General features: G+C 56.8%; 12 protein-coding genes. All 12 read left to right on the top strand.

Going from position 1 to position 24272, the window contains the following annotated elements:
• Window positions 1-364: 364 nt before the first annotated feature.
• Window positions 365-2401 (top strand): DUF1302 domain-containing protein, encoded by a 2037-nt coding sequence (locus tag FBY03_RS00215; protein ID WP_147170173.1) that lies wholly within the window; start codon window positions 365-367, stop codon window positions 2399-2401.
• 65 nt (window positions 2402-2466) lie between these two features.
• Entirely contained in the window at window positions 2467-3837 is a 1371-nt protein-coding gene (locus FBY03_RS00210) for a DUF1329 domain-containing protein (protein ID WP_147170172.1), read from the top strand.
• Window positions 3838-4034: 197 nt separating this feature from the next.
• The gene (locus FBY03_RS00205; protein ID WP_256677810.1) at window positions 4035-5126 is read left to right on the top strand and encodes a YCF48-related protein; all 1092 of its coding nucleotides are present in this window, start codon (window positions 4035-4037) and stop codon (window positions 5124-5126) included.
• Window positions 5127-5144: 18 nt separating this feature from the next.
• The gene (locus FBY03_RS00200; RefSeq protein ID WP_147170170.1) at window positions 5145-7499 is read left to right on the top strand and encodes an RND family transporter; all 2355 of its coding nucleotides are present in this window, start codon (window positions 5145-5147) and stop codon (window positions 7497-7499) included.
• A 591-nt stretch (window positions 7500-8090) separates the two neighbouring features.
• Window positions 8091-10241, top strand: coding sequence for a type I secretion system permease/ATPase (locus FBY03_RS00195; RefSeq protein WP_147170169.1), 2151 nt, complete (start codon window positions 8091-8093; stop codon window positions 10239-10241).
• Window positions 10238-11653, top strand: coding sequence for an HlyD family type I secretion periplasmic adaptor subunit (locus FBY03_RS00190; RefSeq protein ID WP_147170167.1), 1416 nt, complete (start codon window positions 10238-10240; stop codon window positions 11651-11653). Before FBY03_RS00195 ends, FBY03_RS00190 begins: the two co-directional genes overlap by 4 nt.
• Before the next feature lie 112 nt (window positions 11654-11765).
• The gene (locus FBY03_RS00185) at window positions 11766-13049 is read left to right on the top strand and encodes a glycosyltransferase family 4 protein (protein WP_147170165.1); all 1284 of its coding nucleotides are present in this window, start codon (window positions 11766-11768) and stop codon (window positions 13047-13049) included.
• Between the two features lie 130 nt (window positions 13050-13179).
• A complete protein-coding gene (locus tag FBY03_RS00180; RefSeq protein ID WP_147170164.1) occupies window positions 13180-13998 on the top strand; it encodes a hypothetical protein in 819 nt (272 codons plus the stop codon).
• A 1-nt stretch (window position 13999) separates the two neighbouring features.
• Complete coding sequence (locus FBY03_RS00175) at window positions 14000-14482, top strand: hypothetical protein (RefSeq protein WP_147170163.1); 483 nt, start codon at window positions 14000-14002, stop codon at window positions 14480-14482.
• Window positions 14483-14487: 5 nt separating this feature from the next.
• Complete coding sequence (locus FBY03_RS00170; protein WP_256677809.1) at window positions 14488-15123, top strand: glycosyltransferase; 636 nt, start codon at window positions 14488-14490, stop codon at window positions 15121-15123.
• A gap of 8 nt (window positions 15124-15131) precedes the next feature.
• On the top strand, window positions 15132-16013 hold the full coding sequence (locus FBY03_RS00165) for a hypothetical protein (RefSeq protein WP_147170160.1): 882 nt from the start codon (window positions 15132-15134) through the stop codon (window positions 16011-16013).
• A 38-nt stretch (window positions 16014-16051) separates the two neighbouring features.
• Window positions 16052-24166 carry a calcium-binding protein gene (locus FBY03_RS00160; protein WP_147170158.1) on the top strand — a complete coding sequence of 2705 codons (8115 nt, stop codon included), beginning with the start codon at window positions 16052-16054 and terminating at the stop codon, window positions 24164-24166.
• Window positions 24167-24272: the final 106 nt, after the last annotated feature.

Raw genomic sequence — 24272 nt, 5'->3', positions numbered from 1 at the left:
TGGTTTTTATACGCTCGTTTGAATTGGCACTATGGTTGCAATACCAATGCGGATTCGGCCCCGCGATGGTGCATGCCTAGCGGTGAGGCGCGCGTAACAGATCGTTGAAGGTTCGCGAGGAAGGCTAGGGCGTAGCCGCTTCCTACGGGTAGCGCTAGTTCCTGAACCCACTATGTGGGTCTCAAGGCGCCACGTAGCGACGCGGAGTAACAGCCGAGGGCCGCCCGCGATGACTTTCAATGACCTGCAAGCGCGCAGGTTTTTTCCTTCCAATCAACCAAAAGTCGTCGTCAGTACGGCTATGTCGTGCCCCGGTTCGTGGGCGCAAAAAGAATGATCTGTTTGTCCACGGAGTGAAGTCTCGATGGAAATTAAGTCCCGCAAACCCATATTGCGTTTTGCGCCAGCCAAGGCCGGTTTTGCTTTTGCCGGCATCCTGCCCCTGCTGGTTGCCGTCCATGCTCACGCGGTTGAGTTCAGCTTCGCCGACAATGAAATCACCGGCTCCATCGACACTACTGTGTCTTACGGCCAGCTGTGGCGCGTGCAGGGGCAGGACAAGAGCAACAACGACATCAACACCAATGACGGTAATCGCAACTTCGATACCGGCCTGGTCTCCGAGGTGTACAAGATCACCTCCGACATGGGCGCGACTTACAAGAACTATGGCTTGTTCGTCCGTGGCACGGCGTTCTATGACACCCAGATCATGGACAAGCGCAACGACTACTACAGCGCCAACGATCCGGTGCAGCCGAGCCAGAGCTTCCCCAAGGATGATCGTTTCACCTATCAGACCCGCCACAAGGCCGGTCGCGATGCGCAAATCCTCGACGCCTATGTCTATGGCAACTGGGATGTGGCCGACATGCCGGTCAGCGCACGCTTGGGGCGTCAGGTATTCAACTGGGGCGAGGGCATCTTCTACCGTGGCGGCATCAACACCACCAACCCGGTGGATGCGGCCAAATTCCGTTTGCCGGGTTCCGAACTGAAGGAAGTACTGGTGCCGGTCGAGGCACTGAACTTCAGTGTCGGCTTGACCGACAACCTGTCGATGGAAACCTTCTACCAGTTCAACTGGAAGGAGTCGGCTATCGACCCGGTCGGGACCTACTTCTCCGAGACCGATCTGTTCGCCGATGGTGGTAACACCGCTTACAGCGAGCAACGGGCCCTGGCGGCTCTGCAGCCGCTGTATGCCGGGCTTTCAGCGGGCAGGGTCGGTGGTCTTGGCGGCAACGACTTCTTCGACAGCAACGGCACCATCAAGGTGGCGACCATTGGCAGCGACCTGAATGCCAAGAACGACGGGCAGTTTGGCGTGGCATTCCGCTATATCGCCGAAGAACTGAACTCTACCGAGTTCGGCTTCTATTTCGTCAACTACCACGCCAAGGAACCGACCATCTTCGCCGAGGTGGACAGCAGTTTTACCGGTCTGGATTTGGCGACCCTTGCTGGGGCAGCCACCCCAGCGCTGACGCCACAGGTGCAGCAGGCGGTTGCTGCACAGGCTGGTGTGCCTTTGGCTACTCTGCAGGCGGTCATTGCTAACCCGGCGCTTAATCCGGCGCTAGCTGCCGCCTATGCCGGGGCTCTAGGCGGCGCAGTCAACACTGCCGTAGGCGGACTGGCCGCAGTCGATCTGGCCAACAACGTGATCGGTCGACGCGAGTATGCCGAAGACATCCGCATGTATGGTATGAGCTTCAATACCACGCTCGGCGAGGCTTCGGTGTTCGGTGACCTGGCCTACCGGCCGAACATGCCGATCGGTATCGCGGCAACCAACGATCTGTTGGGCGACTTGCTCACCCAGGCGGCTTTCCTGTCATCCGGTCGCTCGGCGAATATCGGCGGACAGATCGTCCAGCTGGACGATGAAATCCATAACTCGGAACGCGTCGAGGCCTTCAACGCCTCCTTGGGTACCATCTACAACTTTGGTCCGACCCTCGGCTTCGATTCGCTGTTCGGTGTTGCCGAACTGGCGTCCGAGCATCTGCGCGGCAGCGATTTGCAGTATCAGTCGCGTAACGGCAACCGTTATTACGCCGGCCGTCCGAACGGTTCCTACATCTCCGGTTATGACCGCGATGACCAGATCAACAAGAACGCCTACGGCTACACCCTGTTGCTGTCCGGTACCTGGAACGACGTCTACGCCGGGGTGAACCTGTCGCCGTTCGCCGTTTACAAGGATGACTTCGAAGGCAACTCGCACCAGACCGGCAACTTCATCGAAGGCCGTAAGGCCTACACCGTCGGTCTGCGCGCCAGCTACCTGAACAGTCTGGAGGCCGAGGTTCAGTACACCGAATTCTATGGCGCCGGTCAGAACAACTCGGCGCGCGATCGCGACAACATCGGTCTGAACGTCAAGTACTCCTTCTAAGCCTTAACCAGAACCCTATCGGGCGCCCGCGGGTGGACGCCCGACGATTTATCACGGAGATCACAATGTTGATAAAACACACGCTGATGGGGGCTGCCATTGCGCTGGCACTGTCTGCAGGTAGCGCGCTGGCGGCGGTTTCGCCACAAGAAGCGGCCAAGCTGGGCGCGAGCCTGACACCCTTTGGTGCCGAGAAGGCGGGTAATGCCGCGGGTACCATTCCGGAGTGGACTGGCGGTATCACCAAGGCGCCTGCCGACTACAAGGGCGCGGGGCAACACCATTCGGACCCATTTGCCGGCGACACGCCACTGTTCACCATCACCAAGGCCAACCTGGAACAGTACAAAGACAACCTGACGGCCGGTCAGATTGCGCTGTTCAACACCTACCCGAACAGCTACCAGATGCCGGTGTATCAGACCCGTCGCTCCGGCTCGGCGCCACAGTGGGTCTACGACAACAGCATCAAGAACGCCACCAGCGCCAAGCTGCTGGACGGTGGTAATGGTTTCTCCGACGCCTACGGCGGCATCCCGTTCCCGATTCCGCAGAATGGGGTCGAGGCGCTGTGGAACCACATCACCCGCTATCGCGGCAGCTATATCGTGCGCCGTGCCTCTGAAGTGGCGGTGCAGCGCAATGGCGCCTACTCGCTGGTAACCTCGCAGCAGGAAGCCCTGTTCAAGTTCTACGACCCGAAGGGCTCGTACGCCAACATGAACAACATCATGTTCTACTACCTGTCCTTCACCAAGAGCCCGGCACGCCTGGCCGGTGGTGCGGTGCTGGTGCATGAAACCCTGGATCAGGTGAAAGAGCCTCGCCAGGCCTGGGGCTACAACGCCGGCCAGCGTCGCGTACGTCGCGCGCCGAACCTGGCGTATGACACGCCGATCGCCGCAGCCGATGGCCTGCGTACCGCCGACGACACCGATATGTTCAACGGTGCTCCAGATCGTTACGACTGGAAATTGGTGGGTAAGAAGGAAATTTACATTCCGTACAACAACTACAAAGTCACCAGCCCGGAGATCAAGTACGCAGACCTGCTGCAGGTTGGCCACTTGAACCCGGCAGTAACGCGCAACGAGCTGCACCGTGTGTGGGTCGTAGAGGGCACGTTGAAGCCCGGCGCCCGTCATATCTACTCCAAGCGCACCCTGTACCTCGACGAGGACAGCTGGCAAGCGGCGGTAGTCGATCAGTACGACGGTCGTGGCGAGCTGTGGCGTGTGTCGATTGCCTATCTGAAGAACTACTACGATCTGCCGACCACCTGGTCGGCGCTGGATGTGTTCCACGATTTGCAGGCGCGTCGTTACCACGTACAGAACCTGGACAACGAAGAGTCGAACACCATCGACTTCAGTCAGCCGATTCCAGACGACGGTTACTTCAAACCGGCCGCCCTGCGTCGACGCGGGACCCGTTAAAGGTTAGGTAGTCTTGGCCAAAGGCCGCTACAGTTGTAGCGGCCTTTGTGCATTCGCGAGTCGAATGGGCGGTCAATCACGCGGGTTTGCCTTAACAAAACATAACGTCTCACTGATTGTCAGGCCTTTCTAAAGCTCGATAGCATAGGCGGCCTGCTAAATGGCAGTACCAGCTATAACAATAAAGGGGAAGGTATATGAGTGAGCCCGTCATGCGGCGCACCCTGGCCGGTCATGCCGCGGGATTGTTCCGCGCTCCGGTGTTGTGCGTCCACTCGCCGCTGGCTAAAGCACTCTCGCTGTGCAGTGTGCTGTCGATGCTGACTTTTATCGCTACACCACTGCAGGCGCAAACTGCCGCCGGCTCAGCTGCTAATTACTCCATCGAGTCACCCAAGGCGGTAAAAAGCCTGCTGTTGGATGTTGCCAGCGTCGGCAAACGTCTGGTGGTGGTGGGTGATCGCGGTCATATCCTTTACTCCGATGACAACGGTGCCACTTGGACGCAAGCCAAGGTGCCGACCAAGCAGTTGCTCACTGCGTTGTTCTTTGTCGATGACCAGCATGGCTGGGCGGTAGGCCACGACGCACAAATCCTCGCCAGCAGCGATGGCGGTCTGACCTGGGTCAAGCAGTTCGAAGACCTGGAGCGTGAAGCGCCGCTGCTCGACGTCTGGTTCAAAGACCTCAATACCGGTTATGCCGTCGGCGCCTATGGCGCTTTACTGGCAACCACCGATGGTGGGGCAAGCTGGGAGGATGTCAGTGACCGTCTGGACAATGAAGATGGCTATCACCTGAATGCCATCGTCGCAGTCAAGGATTCCGGGCTATTTGTTGTTGGTGAATTGGGCAGCATGTTCCGCTCGGCCGATTGGGGGCAAACCTGGGAAACCCTCAAAGGCCCGTACGAAGGCTCCTTGTTCGGTGCCCTGGGCACGAATGAAGCCGGCACCCTGCTGGTTTATGGCCTGCGTGGTCATCTGTTCCGCTCTGCCGACTTTGGCGATAGCTGGGAGCAGATCGAACTGAATACCCCGAACAATGGACCGCTGAAGTTCGGTCTGGCCGACGGCAACTTGTTGGCCGATGGCTCGATCGTGGTGGTCGGGCATAGCGGTACCGTGCTGAAGAGCACGGATCACGGGCGTACCTTTAATTTGGTCAACCGCGCCGACCGGCTTTCGCTGGCCGGCGTGACCGCAGTGGATAACGGCAACCTGATTCTGGTGGGGCAGGGCGGCGTGCATGTCGCTTCGCCAACTGGCGCCGATCTGGGCCAACAATAATAAGCCGGGAGCGTTTGCATGAGTAAGCATCAACAACAACCTGCGTCTTTCCTGGAACGGTTGATCTTCAACAACCGTCCTGCGGTGATTCTGCTGTGCCTGATCATCAGTGTTTTCCTGTTCTACCAGGCTTCGCAGGTGCGTCCGCAAACCAGCTTCGAGAAGATGATTCCGCTGGGACATCCCTATATCCAGAAGATGCTCGAGCATCGCAATGACCTGGCCAACCTGGGCAACACCGTACGAATTTCCGTAGAGGCGGTCGAAGGCGACATCTTCTCCAAGGAGTACATGGAGACGCTGCGTCAGATCAACGACGAAGCCTTTTATATTCCCGGTGTGGATCGTTCCGGCCTGAAGTCACTGTGGAGCCCGAGCGTACGCTGGACCGAAGTGACCGAGGAAGGCTTCGCCGGTGGTGAGGTGATTCCACAAACCTACGATGGCTCCTCGAACAGCCTCGAGGAGTTGCGCAGCAATATTCTCAAGTCCGGGCAAGTCGGTCGCTTGGTGGCGAACAACTTCAAGTCGAGCATTGTCGATGTGCCGCTGCTGGAGTCGTATCCGGATCCTAACGACCAGAGCAAGCTGATCCCCCTGGATTACCAGAAGTTCTCCCATGAGTTGGAGGAGAAGATTCGCGAGAAATACCAGGCGCAAAACCCCAATATTAAGGTCCATGTCATCGGTTTTGCCAAGAAGGTGGGCGACCTGATCGATGGTCTGGTCGGTGTTGCGCTGTTCTTTGCCGTGGCCATCGGGATTACCTTCGTCCTCCTGCTGTGGTTCACCCATTGCTTCAAGAGTGCGCTGGCGGTCATTGTCGCCACGCTGATTGCGGTGATCTGGCAGCTGGGCTTGCTGCATACCCTTGGTTTCGGTCTCGACCCTTACTCGATGCTGGTGCCGTTCCTGGTCTTCGCCATCGGCATTTCCCATGGTGTGCAGAAGATCAACGGCATTGCCATGGCCTCCGGCGAGGCGACCGACTCCTTGTCTGCCGCGCGGATGGCCTTCCGCCAGTTGTTCATCCCCGGTCTAGTGGCGCTGCTCTCGGATGCCGTGGGTTTCGTGACCTTGCTGCTTATCGATATCGGTGTAATCCGTGAGTTGGCCATTGGTGCTTCGATGGGTGTGGCGGTCATCATCCTGACCAACCTGATCCTCCTGCCAGTGATGATTTCCTACATCGGTATTGGCAAGAAGGCGGTAAGGATCAGCCGTGAGGATGCGGTCAAGGATCACCCAATCTGGCGCCTGGTCTCCAATTTCGCCCATCCGATGATCGCACCGATTTCCGTGGTCATTGCCCTGGGTGCTTTGGGGGGCGGTATCTGGTATGGCCAGAACCTGAAGATCGGCGACCTCGATCAGGGCGCGCCCGAACTGCATCCGGATTCGCGTTACAACCTGGATAACGATTTCGTCATCCGCAACTATTCGACCAGTTCCGATGTGCTGGTGGTGATGGTTAAAAGCGGGCCCGAGCGTTGCTCCTCCTATCAGGCACTGTCAGCCATGGATGAGCTGATGTGGAAGATGGAAAACACCGAAGGCGTGCAGTCGGCCATTTCCATGGTCACGGTATCGCGTCAGGTGATCAAAGGGATGAACGAGGGCAACCTGAAATGGGAGACCTTGTCGCGCAACCAGGATGTGCTGAACAACTCGATTGCCCGTGCCGATGGCTTGTACAACGCCGATTGCTCGGTGGCACCGGTGTTGGTGTTCCTCAATGACCACAAGGCAGAAACGCTGGAGCGTACGGTCAAGGTGGTCGAGGCCTTCGCCAAGGAAAACAACAAGGACGACCTGCAGTTCATCCTGGCGGCGGGTAACGCTGGTATTGAAGCGGCCACCAACGAGGTGATCGCGGCGTCCGAAACCACCATGCTGGTGGCGGTCTATGCGGCCGTGAGCATCATGTGCCTGCTGACGTTCCGCTCAGTGGCCGCCACGCTCTGTGTCATCTTGCCGCTGGTGCTGACGTCGGTACTGGGTAACGCGCTGATGGCCTATATGGGCATTGGCGTGAAGGTGGCGACCCTGCCGGTGATTGCCCTCGGCGTGGGTATCGGTGTCGATTACGGCATCTATATCTACAGTCGACTGGAAACCTACCTGCGCCAAGGACTGTCGTTGCAGGAAGCCTACTACGAGACCCTCAAGTCGACCGGTAAGGCCGTGCTGTTCACCGGCGTCTGTCTGGCGATCGGGGTGGCAACCTGGATCTTCTCGGCGATCAAGTTCCAGGCGGATATGGGGCTGATGCTGACCTTTATGTTCCTCTGGAACATGATCGGGGCGATCTGGCTGCTGCCTGCTCTGGCACGCTTCCTGATCAACCCGGAGAAACTGCGCAATAAGGCCTGAGCCTGATTCGCAGTCACCCCTGTGAAAAACCGCGACCCAAGGGTCGCGGTTTTTTTGCTCGCGGTTTAAACGGTGCGGTATAGCGAAAGCGTTTCTGCTGCTGCGCGGGCATTGCTAGGGCTCTGTGTGACGGGCTCGATCAGTCAAAGTTGGCGCTGAAACCTCAATACGGCGTTGCCGCTCCGGGCCATAGCCCGTGATAACTCGTCGCGCTTCAAGAACTTCGGGAATGCCCCGGATGAACAACCTACTGAGAGATCACAACTAGCGCTTTCAGCTGGTTCTTAGCGGAGGAGTTAGGTTTACGCCAGTCGGGGCGGAGAGCTGTCGCGAGCGCTGGCATGCACCTCGGATCAGCCAGAGCCCTTTCCATCCAAGAGCATTTGGATTTAAAAAGCGCAGCATACAGAGCAACCCCGTCCTCTGGATGACGTCCCCTTAGTTAGTCTGCGAAGACTCTCTCAGAATTGCTTATGCCTATCTGCTCTTCAACATGGATTTTCTTGTCAGCGTATTGACTGACCAGTAGATTAGCTCGGCTGATTGTCGGCAACGCCTCGTTGGAGGCCAGTTCGGTGCAAAGGAATGCAGATGTCAGACGAAACCATTGAATCAGGCGTTTTACCTGAGGTCGACACCGGCCTGGCCGCCTTGGTCATGCTCGCGCGCTTTCATAATGTCGCCGCTTCCCCCGAACAACTGGTCCATGAGTTTGCCGAAGATGGCCACCAGTTTGGTTGCGCCGAATTGTTGCTGGCCGCCAAGAAACTTGGTCTAAAAGCCAAGGCCGTTCGCACTAAGCTCGAGCGCCTGGCGCACACACCGCTGCCGGCGCTGGCTGCGGATAATGACGGCCGCTTCTTCATCATCGCGCGGCTGGATGACGGCAAAGTCCTGATCCACGACCCGCAAACGCAACGCCCCGAGGTGCTGAGTTTCGAGGATCTGCAGGCGCGCTGGAACGGCGAGCTGATTCTGCTGCGCTCCGAGGCTTCGCAGGCCGGCGAGCTGGCCCGCTTCGACTTCAGCTGGTTCATCCCGGCCATCGTCAAGTACCGCAAGCTGCTCGGCGAAGTACTGCTGGTGTCCTTCGTACTCAATGTTTTCGCGCTGCTGACGCCGCTGTTTTTTCAGGTGGTGATGGACAAGGTGCTGGTGCATCGCGGTCTCAGCACCCTGGATGTACTGGCCATAGGCCTGCTCGGCATCATGCTGTTCGAAACCCTGCTCAGCGGCCTGCGCACCTACGTGTTCGCCCACACCGCCAGCCGCATCGATGTGGAGCTGGGCTCGCGCTTGTTCCGTCATCTGGTGAGCCTGCCGCTGGCTTACTTTCAGGCCCGCCGGGTCGGCGACTCGGTGGCGCGGGTGCGCGAGCTGGAAAACATCCGCAGCTTCCTCACCGGCAACGCCATCACCCTGGTGCTGGACGTGCTGTTCTCGGTGGTGTTCATCGCCGTGATGTTCGTCTACAGCGGCTGGCTGACCCTGATCGTGCTGCTGTCCCTGCCGCTGTACTTCATTGTTTCTTTGTTGATCACCCCAGTATTGCGCGCGCGTCTGAACGAAAGCTTTAGCCGTGGCGCGGAGAACCAGGCGTTTCTGGTGGAGACGGTCAACGGCATCGACACCCTCAAATCCATGGCGGTGGAGCCGCAGATCAGCCGCAAGTGGGACAACCAGCTGGCCGGCTATGTCGCCGCCAGTTTCAAGACCCAGACCCTCTCCACCCTGGCCAACGAAAGCGTCGGCCTGATCGGCAAGCTGGTCACCGTCGCCACCCTCTGGCTGGGCGCGCGGCTGGTGATCGACGGCGACCTCTCGGTCGGTCAGCTGATCGCCTTCAATATGCTCGCCGGCCGGGTGTCGCAGCCGATCATGCGCCTGGCCCAGCTGTGGACCAACTTCCAGCAGACCGGGGTGTCGGTGCAACGCCTGGGCGACATCCTCAACAGCCGCACCGAACTGTCCCAGGACTCGCGCAGTGCGCTGCCGCCGCTCAAGGGCACCATCGAATTCGATCAAGTGCAGTTCCGCTATCGCCCGGATGGCTCCGAAGTATTGCGCGGCATCAGCCTGAGCATCCAGGCCGGCGAGGTGATCGGCGTGGTCGGCCGCTCCGGTTCCGGCAAAAGCACCTTGACCCGGCTGCTGCAGCGCCTCTACACCCCCGAGCGCGGCCGCGTGCTGGTCGATGGCATGGACCTGGCCCTAGCCGATGTCTCCTCCCTGCGCCGGCAGATCGGCGTGGTGCTGCAGGACAACATGCTGTTCGCCCGCAGCATTCGCGAAAACATCGCCCTGACCGACCCCGGCACGCCCATCGAGCGGGTGATTCAGGTGGCCAAGCTGGCCGGCGCCCATGACTTTATCCTCGAACTGCCGGAAGGCTACGACACCGTGGTCGGCGAGCATGGCGCCTCGCTGTCCGGCGGCCAACGCCAGCGCATCGCCATCGCCCGCGCGCTGATCGGCAACCCGCGCATCCTGATCTTCGACGAAGCCACCAGCGCCCTGGACTACGAGTCCGAGCGCATCATCCAGCAGAACATGCAAAGCATCTGTAAGGGCCGCACGGTGATCATCATCGCTCACCGTCTGAGCGCAGTGCGCGACGCCAACCGTATCCTGGTGATGGACCGCGGGCAGATAGTCGAGCAGGGCAGCCACGCCGAGCTACTGGAGCATCAGGCCGGCCACTATTCGCGCCTGCACCGTCTGCAGCAAGGCGGTGCCGCATGAGTGCCAAGCGTGAGCTGCTCAACCGCTACCGCCAGGCTTGGCGCCATGCTTGGCGCAATCGCCAGGCCATGGACGCACCCGCACGATTGCGCCACGAGGTGCAGTTTCTGCCGGCCGCCCTGGCCCTGCAGGACAAGCCGGTGCACCCAGCGCCGCGCACCATCCAATGGAGCATCATGGCCTTTGCCGCCCTGGCGTTGCTCTGGGCCTGCGTCGGCGAGATCGACGTGGTCGCCACCGCCAGCGGCAAGATAGTGCCCAGCGGCAAGAGCAAGATCATCCAGCCCAGCGACGTGGCGGTGGTTAAGGCCATCCACGTCTACGACGGCCAGCAGGTCAAGGCTGGCGAACTGTTGGTGGAGCTGGACGGGCAGATCACCGGTGCCGATGTCGATCGACTCAGCAGCGACCTGCTCGCCGCCCAAGTCGACAGCGCCCGCGCCACCGCGTTGCTCGACGCCATTCAACACAACAACGAACCCACCAGCCTGGCCGCGCTCATCCCCCAGGCCCGCGCCGAACAGCAACTGGCCGCCCAGCGCTGGCTGCAAGGCCAGTACCTGGAGCTGCGCAGCGCCCTCGACCAGGGACAGGCTGCAATCGAGCAGCGCAGCGCGGAAATCCAATCAGCGCAAAGCAGCGTCGCCTCTCTGCAGCAAAGCCTGCCGATCACCCGCGAACTGGCCGCCGACTACAAGCGCCTGCTGGACAAGCAGTTCGTCGCCAAACACGCCTACCTGGAAAAGCAGCAGACGCTGCTCGACCAGGAGCGCGAACTGGCCATCCAGCAGTCGCGGGTACGCGAACTCAGCGCCGCTAAGAAAGCCGCCGAGAGCCAGCAGCGCAGCGTGCTCGCCCAGACTCGTCGGGCCATGCTCGACCTGCAGCACGAATCCCAACAACGCGCCGCCGCCCTGACCCAGGAACTGAAAAAGGCCGAGCAACGCGACCGCCTGATGCGCCTCACCGCCCCGGTGGACGGCACCGTGCAACAGCTGGCGATCCACACCAACGGCGGCGTGGTCACCGAGGCGCAACCGCTGATGGTCATAGTGCCCAGCGACCAGCCAGTGGAAGTGGAGGCGATGCTGGAGAACAAGGACATCGGCTTTGTGCGGCCAGGCCAGGAAGTCGAGATCAAGGTCGAGACCTTCACCTTCACCAAATACGGCGTAGTCGAAGGCACGGTGGTCAGCATCTCCAACGACGCCATCGAAGACGAACGCCTGGGCCTGGTCTATAGCGCGCGCATCCAACTCAAACAGAACACGATTCAGGTGGGCGACAACAGGATCGCCCTGTCACCGGGCATGGCTGTCAGGGCGGAAGTGAAGACCGACAAGCGCAAGGTGATCGACTACTTCCTAAGCCCGCTCAAGCAGTACACCGCAGAAAGTTTAAGCGAGCGCTGAGCACCAAATCGTAGGATGGGTTGAGCGCAGCGATACCCATGCTGTGGGGTTAGCCGAAGGCGTAACCCAGCACAGGCATAGAGCCGAATAAGTAAACGCAGGGAGCAGCGGTATGAAGGTGCTGTTTATCCACCAGAACTTCCCCGGTCAGTTTCGCCATATCGCCGCGCACCTGGCCCAACAGCCGGGCGTGCAGGTATTGGCCATCGGCCGCGAACAGGCACCTGGGTTGCCGGGCATTCGCCTGCTGCGCTACAAACCGCATCGCAGCGCCAGCCAACACACCCACCCCTATGCACGCAGCTTCGAGGATGGCGTACTGCACGGCCAGCAGGTACTGCGCCTGCTACTCGACCTCAAGGCCAAAGGCTACCGTCCAGACGTGATAGTCGCTCACCCCGGCTGGGGCGAAACCCTCTATACCAAGGACGCCTTCCCCCGAGCCAAGCTGATTCATTTTTGCGAGTACTACTACCAGACCCAGGGCGCCGACGCCGGCTTCGACCCGGAGTTCCCCCTGGAGATCAACGGCGCCGCCAGCATCCGCAGCCGCAATGCCTTGCACCTGCTCAACCTGGAAAATTGCGACCAGGCCATTACCCCGACCCACTGGCAGCACAGCCTGCATCCGGCGGCCTACCGGGACAAAATCCAGGTGATTCACGAAGGTATCGACACCGTTAACCTGGGGCCAGACGCCGAGGCGACGTTGCAGTTGCCTAATGGAAAGGTGCTCAAGGCCGGTGAGCCGATCATCACTTACGTGGCGCGCAACCTGGAGCCGTACCGGGGTTTTCACAGCTTCATGCGCACGCTGCCGACAATCCTTAAAGAGCACCCGACTTGCCAGGTGGTGATAGTCGGTGGCGACGGTGTCAGCTACGGCAGCAAACCCAAGGACGCACCCAACTGGCGGATCAAGCTGCTGGCGGAAAATCCTGTTGATACAAACCGGGTGCACTTTCTTGGCAAGGTGCCCTATGAAACTTACAAGAAGGTTCTGCAAGTCTCGGCGGTGCATGTCTATCTGACCTATCCCTTTGTCTTGTCCTGGTCGCTGCTGGAGGCCATGGGCAGCGGCTGCTTGATTGTGGGCTCGGATACTGCACCGGTGCGGGAGGTTATTCGTGATAAGGAAAACGGCATGCTGGTGGACTTCTACAATACGGACGAAATCGCCGGGCGAGTTCTGCAAGGGCTTGTCAAGCAGGAGGCTTTTAGTGAATTGCGCCAGGCTGCCTATGTGACGGCGCAACGTTATTCCATTGAGCATGGGAATAACCACTTGGCACAGGTCACTTTGGCGAGTGCGGGTGAGTGCTCGTCAAGGCGGACGCTCAATCGATTAGCCAGCGGCACGGGACTACCTATTCAGACAAGCCAGGTCAATGCATAGGTGCTGAGATAAGTGTGGCACCTCATTGGCAATGATTCGGTGATCGCTTGGCTTACGCGGCGGCGGCCAAGTGGAGTGGCCGATGAATATATGGAATTCACAGGGAGACTAATTTTTGGAGATGGCAGCGGTGAAACTTAAAAGCATTCGTGGCGTGTATCTTGTACGGCAAATGGCATTTTCGGGTAATGGATTGTTAAGTAAGTTAGCACAATCTGCGTTTGCTTGTTTTGTTGTGTTCATTATGTTGTGGCAGATGCCTAACGCAGTAGCCGAAACAAAATTTGATGGGGAGACTAGTGAGCTTAGAAAAGAAGGTATCCCGGTCTTAGGGGATCCTAACTATAAGCATGATTCTAAATATTTACCAGTTTATGCTGCAATGGATGGCAGTAGTTTTGCCTTGCATTACTGTTTGCCTGGGTTTGTGCCGCTAGGGCTGAGTAATTGTGCACGAGGACGTATTCCAGGCAGTGATCCAAGGGGTGTGCAGGTCGTGTATAGCTACTACTTGCGTGGGCGAGATGTTGAACAGGTCAGAATGGAAGGGAATGTTTCTTATAAATTTCCATTCCCCGTTAATGTGGATTTGGAAGGTAGGACGCCGTATGTGGCTCAGTATAAAGAAGCTTTTGAAAGAGCAAGGCTGGGTGCCCCGATGTTGGTTAAGCATCGAGGGGAGTTGCAGGGTAAGTATGAGGGCTTGGATTTATATGAAGAGCCCGGGCACCACTATGGTAGTTGGTGGGCTCCAAAAGACCTCAATAAATATCGCACAAGACTCGGCAACCCGCCAATTTTTGCGTGCTCTAAAAATTTTTGCTTTTTGGTTTTGGATCAAGGCAATGGCTGGGTGGTGACCGCAAAATTTAATGAGGCGGCACTGAAAGACTGGCGAGCGTTCTTTGTGCAGCTTAATAATTCAATCAGTATCATAATGGAGCAATGATATGTCTTATATTTTCTCAAAGGAAGAGCAGGATCAAATTAAGCTGGTTTATGATTCTATTGTGGCGGATGGCAGTGAAGTGCCGTGGTGGAGGCTCTATGAGAAGGTTTCCTCGATTCTGAAGATGGCGCTTGAACGTGGCTCGGTGGCGAGTGGCGACATAAAAGAAACTGAAGCAGCGATGTTATGGTTTGATGGTGCCGTGCTGGTTAATAAGGGGGAAGGTGCTTTCTCAGCATTTATTCGTGAGTACCCGGCAAGACAATTTGAGCTTCGTTCTGGCAGCAGCTCCATGGGTGATGTTATAAACAAAATGCAGGCGGTGTCCGATGCGATCGCTGAGCAGGTTGTTTTCACAGATATTCTGGGACACGCTGGTATTCTGCCAACTCTGAATCAGTTGGCAAATAGCGACGCTTCAATTGCAGGGCAGATGCTTTTTTCATCACTGGGCAAATCCTCAAGGCGGGTGACCCGGTGGTGACCTATGTGGCACGCAACCTGGAACCGTATCGGGGCTTCCATAGTTTTATGCGCGCCTTGCCGCTTATTCTCAAACAACATCCGACCTGCCAGGTGGTGATCGTCGGCGGCGATGACGTCAGTTACGGTAGCAAGCCCAAGGACGAATCCAACTGGCGCAGCAAGTTTCTGGCGGAGAATCCTGTTGATCTAAATCGTGTGCACTTCTTAGGCAAGGTGCCCTACGTCACCTATAAAAAAGTGCTGCAGGTTTCTGCGGTGCATGTCTACCTGACTTATCCCTTCGTGTTGTCCTGGTCGCTATTGGAGGCCATGGCCTGTGGTTGTCTGATTGTCGGTTCGGATACGGCGCCGGTGCGCGAAGTTATTCGTGACAAGGAGAACGGCATGCTGGTGGACTTTTTCAAACAGGAGGAAATAGCCGAACGTGTTTTGCAGGGGCTTGCCAAGCCAGATGTATTTAAAGATTTACGCGAGGCTGCCTATATAACGGCGCAACGCTATTCCATCGTGCATGGGAATAACCATTACGCTCAGGCAATCCTGGCGAATGCTTGTGAGCGCTACCCAGAACCAACGATCAGAAAAGTTTCCCGTGAAATGGGTTTGCCAAGCCAGGGGAGTCGCCAGATCAATGCGTAGGAGTCGACATGCAACAAATAATCAGGTCGGAGCCTGAGCGGAAAGGTCATGTGTTGCACTCAGTTCTTGCGGTCGCCCCGTTTATGAGGAAAAAAATGAAAAATATAAAGGTTAGAAAGTTGTTAAGGACATGTGCGTTGCTTGCTGGTGTGTTATCGGTGAGTCAGGTGCTTGCCATTGACGGTTCTTTGCACGTCAAGAAGGAATCGAAACAGCCCGACCTGGAAGTATCCTGGCCGGCAACGAAGACGCAGCCCGCCGTTACATTCCGTATTCCCCGTGAGTATCTGCATGCCGGCACAACCTGGGTCGAGAAGGATGGTTCCGTAAAATCCTTTGCGGTGGAGTTCGAGTTGCCGGGGCCTAAACCTGTGCAGGCGCGCCCCTGGTTGAAAGGAAAGAAGGGAACCCCCGAATACGAAGCGTTTATGAAAACCTGGGGAGGGCGGTTTTCGATGGATGTGGAGCGGTCTACATCTGGGGGATATTCAACTAGACAATGGATGAGACGAAGCGCCTCTACCTCTTCAGTAATTATGCGTGATGGGTTTTTCGCTGGGCTTGAACGTTATTCAACTAGAAACTGCTATAACGACTCTTACTTGAAAATAAATACTGATGCAAGGAAATTCTTGGCTGGGAAGCCAGAAGACGATATGTCTCCGCTGAATTGTAGGTTTAATAGACGCTCTGCCTATCTAGTAAGTCCTCATCATATAACTGCTGATGATGAGGGCGTGGCTATGAACTGTATGACCACAGGTTGCAAGCTTTATCTCAATGCAGAGGGGCGAAGGGTCTCAATGGGAATCGCACACAAAGATATAGAAAATTGGGAGGAAATTTCTAGCGCGGTTAGAAAGCTGGTTAGAAGTTTTGTTGCTAAATAGAAATCTAATTTTCTTCAAATTGACAAAGGGAATTGATCATGAAATTCGATGCGACGAGCGGTTTTGTTGAGTCTGGTTTTTTGAAAATAACCCAGCAAGAGCGGGATTATCTAAGAAACTTTCTCGACAGGGGAGATAGAGGCGGCTATTACATGGCCCTCTATAACATGACGGGTGTTACACAAGCACTGGAGCAGGCCCAGATTGCTACTTTCAGCGAAGGCACAGGGGGCGTGGCCTTTGTTGCAAATTTCTTGCTTCAAAATGGTTTGGCCGACGACTATGCCGGTGTTTATTACCTGTCTCAGGCGGTGGCTGAAGAAAGTTTGATTTTTATAGAAAAGAAACTAGATGCGAATGAGGAAGGAAACACCCATACCGGCTTCATCTCAGTCCAAGACATGTTCAACACCGCCGCGACTGCCTGGCGCGAGCGTTGGAAACGCGACTCCAGTGAGGGTAAGGATTTAGAACGTTACTTCCCCGGCAACTTCCTGGATGGCATCTTGGGATGGATGGAGCGGTTCGAGGATTTCGACCTGGAACCTTTACCGAACGAAACCGACGCCATGGAAGCGGTGGTGACCGTGATCGGTGAGTTGTGGAACGGGCAGGAACTGAATTCCACCTCGTTTATTAACCGTCTGATTTCGACCGGTGCACTCAGCGGCTTGCTGGCCTCATTTCCAGCCGCAGTGTTCGGCAAACAACTCAGCGATTACGAAGCGCATCCGGAAATTTATTCGATTTATGAGTTGCCCGACGCTAAATACAAGGTGGCGGTCGCCAAGGACAATGGCAAGGTAGTGGGCGTTTTCAACAATGAATTCATTCCTACCAATTTCTCGGAAGTCCTGAACCGTTTGGCGGCGAATGCTCCCGCCATTCTGGCGGCCATGGTGGGAGGTGCGCCGGCTGGTTTGTCCATGGATATCCTGACCAACTTCCTCAGAAACTTCCTCTCCGACTTTCATCGGATGTTGTCCGAGTCTCATCCGGGGTTCAACGGCGATATCAACTCGGTGATGCGCAACGACTTCTCCACGGCGCCAGCGCTACAAGCGCCATTGACGTTTGAGGCCACCGGCCTGAGCGAAACCCTCTGGGGCGAAGGAGGCTGGATCGGTGCCCTGCATGCCGACACCTTCCACGCCGGCGAGGGCGATGACCGCGTGTTCGGCGGCGATGGCGGCGACGAGCTGTATGGCGACGCAGGCGCCGACCTGCTGTATGGCCAGGCGGGTGACGACACGCTCCACGGCGGAGCCCAGGACGATGTGGTGCGCGGCGGCGACGGTGATGACGAACTCTATGGCGGCGCAGGCAATGACCTGCTCGACGGCGACGACCTGAACCCTGAGAGCACCGGAAACGACAAGCTCTATGGCGAGGACGGTAACGATCAACTGTCCGGCGGACGCGGCGATGACACGCTGTCCGGCGGCAATGATGACGACACCCTAGCCGGCGCGGACGGCCTGGATGCACTGCATGGCGATGAGGGTGCCGACTACCTCGATGGCGGTGCCGACAACGATGAGCTGTGGGGTGATAGTGGTAACGACACTCTACTCGGCGGCACCGGCAACGACACCCTCGATGGCGGTGAGGACCAAGATACGTTGATCGGCGGTGAGGGAAACGACACCTTGATCGGCGGGATCGGAAACGATCAGCTGGACGGCGGGTCTGGAGATGATAGCTATTATTTTGTAGCGGGTGACGGCAAGGATGTTGTTGTCGATAAATTGGGTGTCAATAGTATTTATTTGAACGGGAAAAAGATCGATAAGCTTTTGTACCATTTAGAGCAAGCTGCCGATTTTTTTGATGAAGATGGGAACTTATACCATCGCAGTGGTGGCGGAGATTTAGTTGCCATTCCTGTCGGTGGGGCTGGCGACACAGTCACGATAAAGAATTTCTTTAATGGAGCTGCCTCCAGCTTTGAGAATGCTTTTGGGGTAACCGTAGAGGAAAAAGACTCTCCGCAGGTAACGCAGCCGGTGCAGCCAGGTTCACAGTTTACTGTGGGGAGTGGGCTTCTTGGCCAAGCGTATTATTACAACCATGATTCTGAAGAGTATGTGGGGTCTGATTATTGGGTGTATGCAAGTTTTGAGGGGCGGGAGAGTACTTTTGGCTGGAGGGATGATCAAGGGAATAGTCTAGACCAATCGTATATAAATGGGTTGGGAATTTTATTCGTTGCGGATGATTATCTCCATCGCCATCCAGTGGACCCATATTATGCTTTCGAGGGAGGTAGTCGAGATGATGTGTTGCTCGGTAATTGGGTAAGTCGAGGTCTGTATGGTCTGCTGGGTAACGATTATATTAAAGGCGCTGGCAATAATGACTGGTTAGAAGGAGGGACTGGTAACGACACGGTTCTTGGTGGGACTGGTTCAGATTTAATATTTTTAGATGATAGAGCTGACAAGGATGCAGGCGGTGATGGTGATGATTATGCTGATGGAGGGGCCGGGAATGACAGAATAAGTGGCGCCGGAGGAAATGATTATATAGTTGATATGGAAGGTAGTAATTTTCTTGGAGGTGGTAGTGGCAGGGATACTTTAATTGCAGGTGGGGGAAATGACGTAATAGCTGGAGACGGTTATGTTGGCTTTGCTGACGGCTTACTCTACGGGCTACTGCAAGCTGGCTCATCATTGAGCAAAGAGTTCTATGATGATTTTATAAACGCCGGGGATGGTGACAATAGAGTTTTCGGCGGTGCTGGAGCGGATACTATAATCGCGGGGTCCGGAAATGACACGGTTCATGGCGATATGTCAACCCTTGAGAGTTCCTCATTTTTCCCGTCATCAAGTTATGTTGCACTCCCTTCGAATAAACATGGTGACGATAAAATATATGTTGGCGCAGGTGACGATATAGTCATTGGCGGCGGTGGCAATGATTTCATAAGCGGCGGTGAGGGTAACGATTCGCTATGGGGCGATGAGCTAAGCGAGACTGACATTGAGCTTGTTGGAAATGACGTGCTCTTTGGCGGATCAGGAGACGACCAATTATCGGGAGGGGGCGGGGATGACCTGCTCTTTGGCGAGACAGGAAACGACAGCATTTGGGGCGGCGGTGGCAATGATTTCTTGCAAGGTGGTGAGGGCAACGACTACCTCGAGGGTGACTATTCGTTACTCGATGCGGCCTACCACGGTAAGGACACGCTTGATGGTGGGATAGGTGACGATACGTTGTTCGGCGGCGGCAACGACGACAGCCTTGCCGGCGGTGAAGGCGACGACCACCTAAACGGCGATGACGGCGATGACAGCTTGCTCGGCGGCGTTGGTAACGATTTGCTCTGGGGCGGGGCCGGTAATGACTGGCTGCAGGGGGGCGCTGGATTCGATTACTTTGCCGGTGAAGCGGGTGACGATACATACGTCTTTAACCTTGGCGATGGAGAGCGTTCGGCCGAGGACTACATCGAGTACATCCAGGATAATGAGGGTGATAACAGCGTGGCCTTCGGTACGGGCATAGGCACTGGCGATATCGTCCTGACCCAGACCGCGGATGGCGGGTTGCATCTGCGCTACAGCGCCAATGACGATTTGTTGCTCAAAGACGGGTTAACGGGTGGCGTGCAGACGCTGAAATTCGCCGATGGCAGTGTGCATAACCTGAAAGAATTCTACGCCAGCACCTCGCAGGATGAAGTGAACATCACCACCTTGGCGGCTAACGCTCAGTTGATCGGCAGTGCCCAGGCCAACCAACTCAGCGCCGCCGGAGGCGGAGCCACTTTCCGCGGCGGACATGGCGACGACATTTTGACCGCCGATGGCGGCGGAAATACCTATGTTTACGAGCGTGGCGACGGTGTTGATCATATCTATGACAACAGTGGCTTTACTGTTTCCGCAGGCCCAGTCGCACCGAACCGCATTCTGTTTGGTGCGGGTATTCGGCATGAGGATGTACGGTTGGCGGTAGGCGCGGATGACACGCTGGAGGTGGTGATCGCCGGTGAGCCGGCTGGCAAACTAGTGATTCATAACTTCAATGCAGCCGATGCCGCCAATGGACGCATCATTGATCGCTTCGAGTTCGCCGACGGCTCGGCGCTGAATTATGCCGCGCTCCTGGGCGGTGGCTTCAACACCGTCGGGGGCAGTGGAGATGACCGGTTACTCGGCAGCAACCTGAACGATCAGCTGTTTGGCCAAGGGGGTAACGACACGCTGTTGGCTGGGGCGGGGGACGATCTCTTGGATGGCGGCGCCGGAAGTGATCGCCTGGAAGGCGGTGCCGGGGCTGATCTATATCTGTACGCGAGGGGCCAGGGGACCGATACCCTGGTTGAGGTCGACGATGGCAGCACCAACACCCTGCGCTTTGCCGCTGGTTTGGCCGCAGCGGATATCGAGCTTACGGCGGACGCCTCGCGAAATCTGATACTGAAGATCAAGGGCACCAACGACAGCCTGGTACTGAGTAACTGGTTAGCGGACGGCTCGGCCTTGATACAGCGCATCGAGTTCGCCGATGGCACAGTTTGGACGCCGGACTGGATTCTCCAGAACCTGACCGTGCAGAGCGGAACGGAGCAGAACGACGTACTGAGTGCGCTGGTCGGGCAGTCTACGACGCTCTACGGCCTCGCCGGCAATGACACCCTTAACGGCAGCACGAATTCAGATCAGTTGGTCGGTGGGGCAGGTGATGATCTGCTCAACGGCGGCGCCGGAGATGACCGTTACCTGATCGCGGCCGGTGATGGTGCCGACATAATTGCGGATACCGCCGGGTTTGATGCAGTCGTCTATGCGGACGGCATCAGCCCGGGTGATCTTGCCATTGAGCACCTGGGTAACGATCTGGTGCTCGCTCATGCCAATGGTATAGATCGACTTACCCTCAAGGATTGGTACAGCCATACCGATGGACGCAACTGGATCGAGGAAATCCGCTTCGCCAGCGGCGTGGTCTGGAGCGCAAGCCAGCTAACCCTTTGGGGCTTGACGCAGCAAGGTACGGCTGGCGACGACTATCTGAACGGTGTGGCACTGTTCGCAGACACCCTCGCAGGTGGCGATGGCAACGACCAGCTTTGGGGCTGGGGTGGGGACGACATCCTGCACGGTGATCTGGGCGATGACACGCTCCAGGGGGGCGACGGCAATGATCAGCTCTTCGGCGGCGCAGGCGATGACTTTATCGACGCAGGTGCCGGAGATGATGTGATCTACGGTGGCGATGGCAATGACTACATCCTCACGCGGGGCGGCCAGGACGTGGTGTATGCCGGCAATGGTAATGACACGATCAGGGCCCAAGGTGCAGCTATCATCGATGCGGGTGAGGGCGATGACTTTGTGGGTGGCGACCGTCTGCAGTTCACTATCAGGTACGCCGCAGGCTATGGCAGCGATAGCTACTACAACTTTGCTCATATCGAGTTTATGGACATGGTCAGGGACGACTTCAGTTACCTGCGTGCTGGCAACCACCTGAGCATGGTTAGCCGGTCCAATGCTGGGGACCGAATCTGGCAAGCGAATTTCTTTCGGGCGAGTTCTGCGGCGGATAAAGCCAGCTTCTTCGAGTTGCGATTCTCCGATGGCTCTTCGCTACAAGATATCGCGCTCAGCGAACTCAACGGGGTGTTTTTGGATGCTCGCAAGATCGACAACGATAGCGAGTGGATCGATGTCCTCTACTACAGCACTGGCTACAGCCCTAATGCTGACACCCTTGGCCAGTATGGCCGCTTGTCCGGAGGCGGGTTCTTCCTGGGAGACAGCAAGCTGACGGACGACTATCTGATTGGTAGTGACGCCGCCGACACCTTCACGGTGCAAGCGGGGAACGATGTCGTTCAGGGGTTGGGCGGCAATGACAGCATCACGCTGCTCGACGGCAACGACACCGTAATCGGGGGCCGGGGTGATGACACTATCTGGCTGAGCGGGAGCGGCCATAAGACCCTGCGCTACGGCGTAGGTGACGGCGCTGACAAGATCTCGCGGTATTCGAGCATTGCCACCATGACCCTGGACGTCGCTGGATACAGCTTGGACCAAGTTACCTATGAGCGCAGCGGGAGTGACATTCTACTTAGATTCGGTGGGTCGACCGACTCCATTCGCCTGCAGAGCTTTCTCGATCTCCCCACCGTCACATACAACCAGAATTTCGCGAGCGACATCATTCGCTTCACCGACGGACAGGTACTCAGCGCCAGCGACCTCTTGCTAAACGTTATCGCCAGCGAGCAAGCACCGAATGCGATCGAGGATAGTTTCACTGCTCGTGCCAACTACCCACTATTTATGAACTCGTACCAGCTCATACAGAACGACTGGGATCCTGAGGCGACCTCTTTCTGGCCGTTATATCTGACGGGGGTAAGTGGCGCTGTAAACGGGCAGGTCTTCATCGATAGCAGCAACCAGATCGTCTTTATTGCTGATTCCGACTTCTATGGGATCGCTTCGTTTAGTTATGGCGTATCCGACTACGTGAAGTCTTCGGTGGGGCAGGTTTCCGTCAAGGTGCAGAAGAACTATGAGGTGGTGTCGGACAGTTCGGTGGTCATCGCAGCGAGTGATCTGCTGCGAGACGATCTGATTGAGGGCAATGAGGCACTGGAGATCAACTACGTGTCCGGATCGGACGAGCTGAATGTGCAGTACGACCGCGATACTGGCCTGATCACGCTCACACCCTCTGCCGGTTTCGTCGGACAGGTAAGTTTTCAATATGACTGGTTCGACGGTGAGGAATACCGATACGAAACGGCATTTGTTGAAGTGGGTTCACTGCTGAGTCGTACGCTTACTGGTACGAGCGCCTCCGACGTGCTTGAGGGTAGTTTTGGCAACGACACGCTGAACGGATCGGGCGGAACAGACTATCTCGTAGGTGGCCGTGGTAATGATCGCCTGAATGGAGGAAGTGGCACGGATGTGATGATCGGGGGGGCTGGGAATGACACCTACGTGGTCGACAACGCTGGTGACATGATCATCGAGGGCCTCAATGGCGGTATCGATACGGTTGAAACCAGCATCTCTTTGACTCTGGCAGCGCACACGGAGAACCTGTTGCTAACCGGCAGTAGCGCCATTAGCGGTACGGGCAACGAACTGGATAACGTACTGACCGGAAACTCCGGCGCGAATACCTTGATCGGTGGCGCTGGCAACGATCGCCTGGATGGCAAGGCCGGCACGGATACCATGCTGGGGGGGCTGGGTGATGATACCTACGTGGTCGAGCGCACGACCGATGTGGTGACCGAGTATGCCGATGAAGGCATCGATACCATTGAGTCAAGCGTCACCCTGACCTTGGGCGACAACATCGAGAACCTGACCTTGACCGGTTCGGCTGCGCTCAATGGTACGGGTAATGCGCTGGACAACATCCTGACCGGCAACAGTGGCAAAAATACACTGACTGGCGGGGCGGGCAATGATCGCCTGGACGGCCGAGGCGGCATCGACACCATGCGTGGCGGGCTGGGAAATGACACCTATGTGGTCGATACGGTCTCGGATGTAATCACCGAGAATGCCAACGAAGGTATCGATACTGTCGAATCCAGTGTCACCCTGACACTGGGCAACCACGTTGAAAACCTGACACTGACGGGCAGCAGTACCTTGAACGGTACCGGCAATGCGCTTGACAATGTGCTGATCGGCAACGCTGCCGCTAACTCCCTTACAGGCGCAGCCGGCGACGACAGGCTGGACGGTCAAGGTGGGGCGGATACCTTGACGGGCGGAACCGGTAATGACACCTACGTGCTGGGTCGGGGTTATGGCGCCGATACGGCGGTGGAGAACGATGCTACAGCCGGCAATACCGACGTCGCCCAGTTCCTGGGAGGTATAGACACCGATCAACTGTGGTTCCGTAAGGTGTCGAACAATCTTGAAGTGAGCATCATAGGCACTTCCGACAAGCTGACGGTCAAAGACTGGTATCTCGGCAACGCTTATCACGTCGAGCAGTTCAAGACAGCTGATGGGCATATGCTGCTGGACAGTCAAGTGCAAAACTTGGTGAGTGCTATGGCTGCGTTTGCTCCGCCCGCTGCAGGGCAGATAACGTTGCCAGAAAATTACCAGGCGGACCTGTCGCCGGTGATTGCCGCCAACTGGCAATAACTGTCAGCTGGAGTGAGCTCAAGGCCAAGATGGTATTGGTCTTGAGCTTTTTCACTTGTCAGCACTTGTTGTTCAGTAGTGATGCAACTTGGTGTGCAAGTGAATG

Origin of the sequence: Pseudomonas sp. SJZ079, from assembly GCF_007993865.1 — a bacterium.
Classification (GTDB): domain Bacteria; phylum Pseudomonadota; class Gammaproteobacteria; order Pseudomonadales; family Pseudomonadaceae; genus Aquipseudomonas.
Note: the sequence above shows the minus strand (reverse complement) of the source record. Positions and strands in the feature narration are given on the sequence as shown.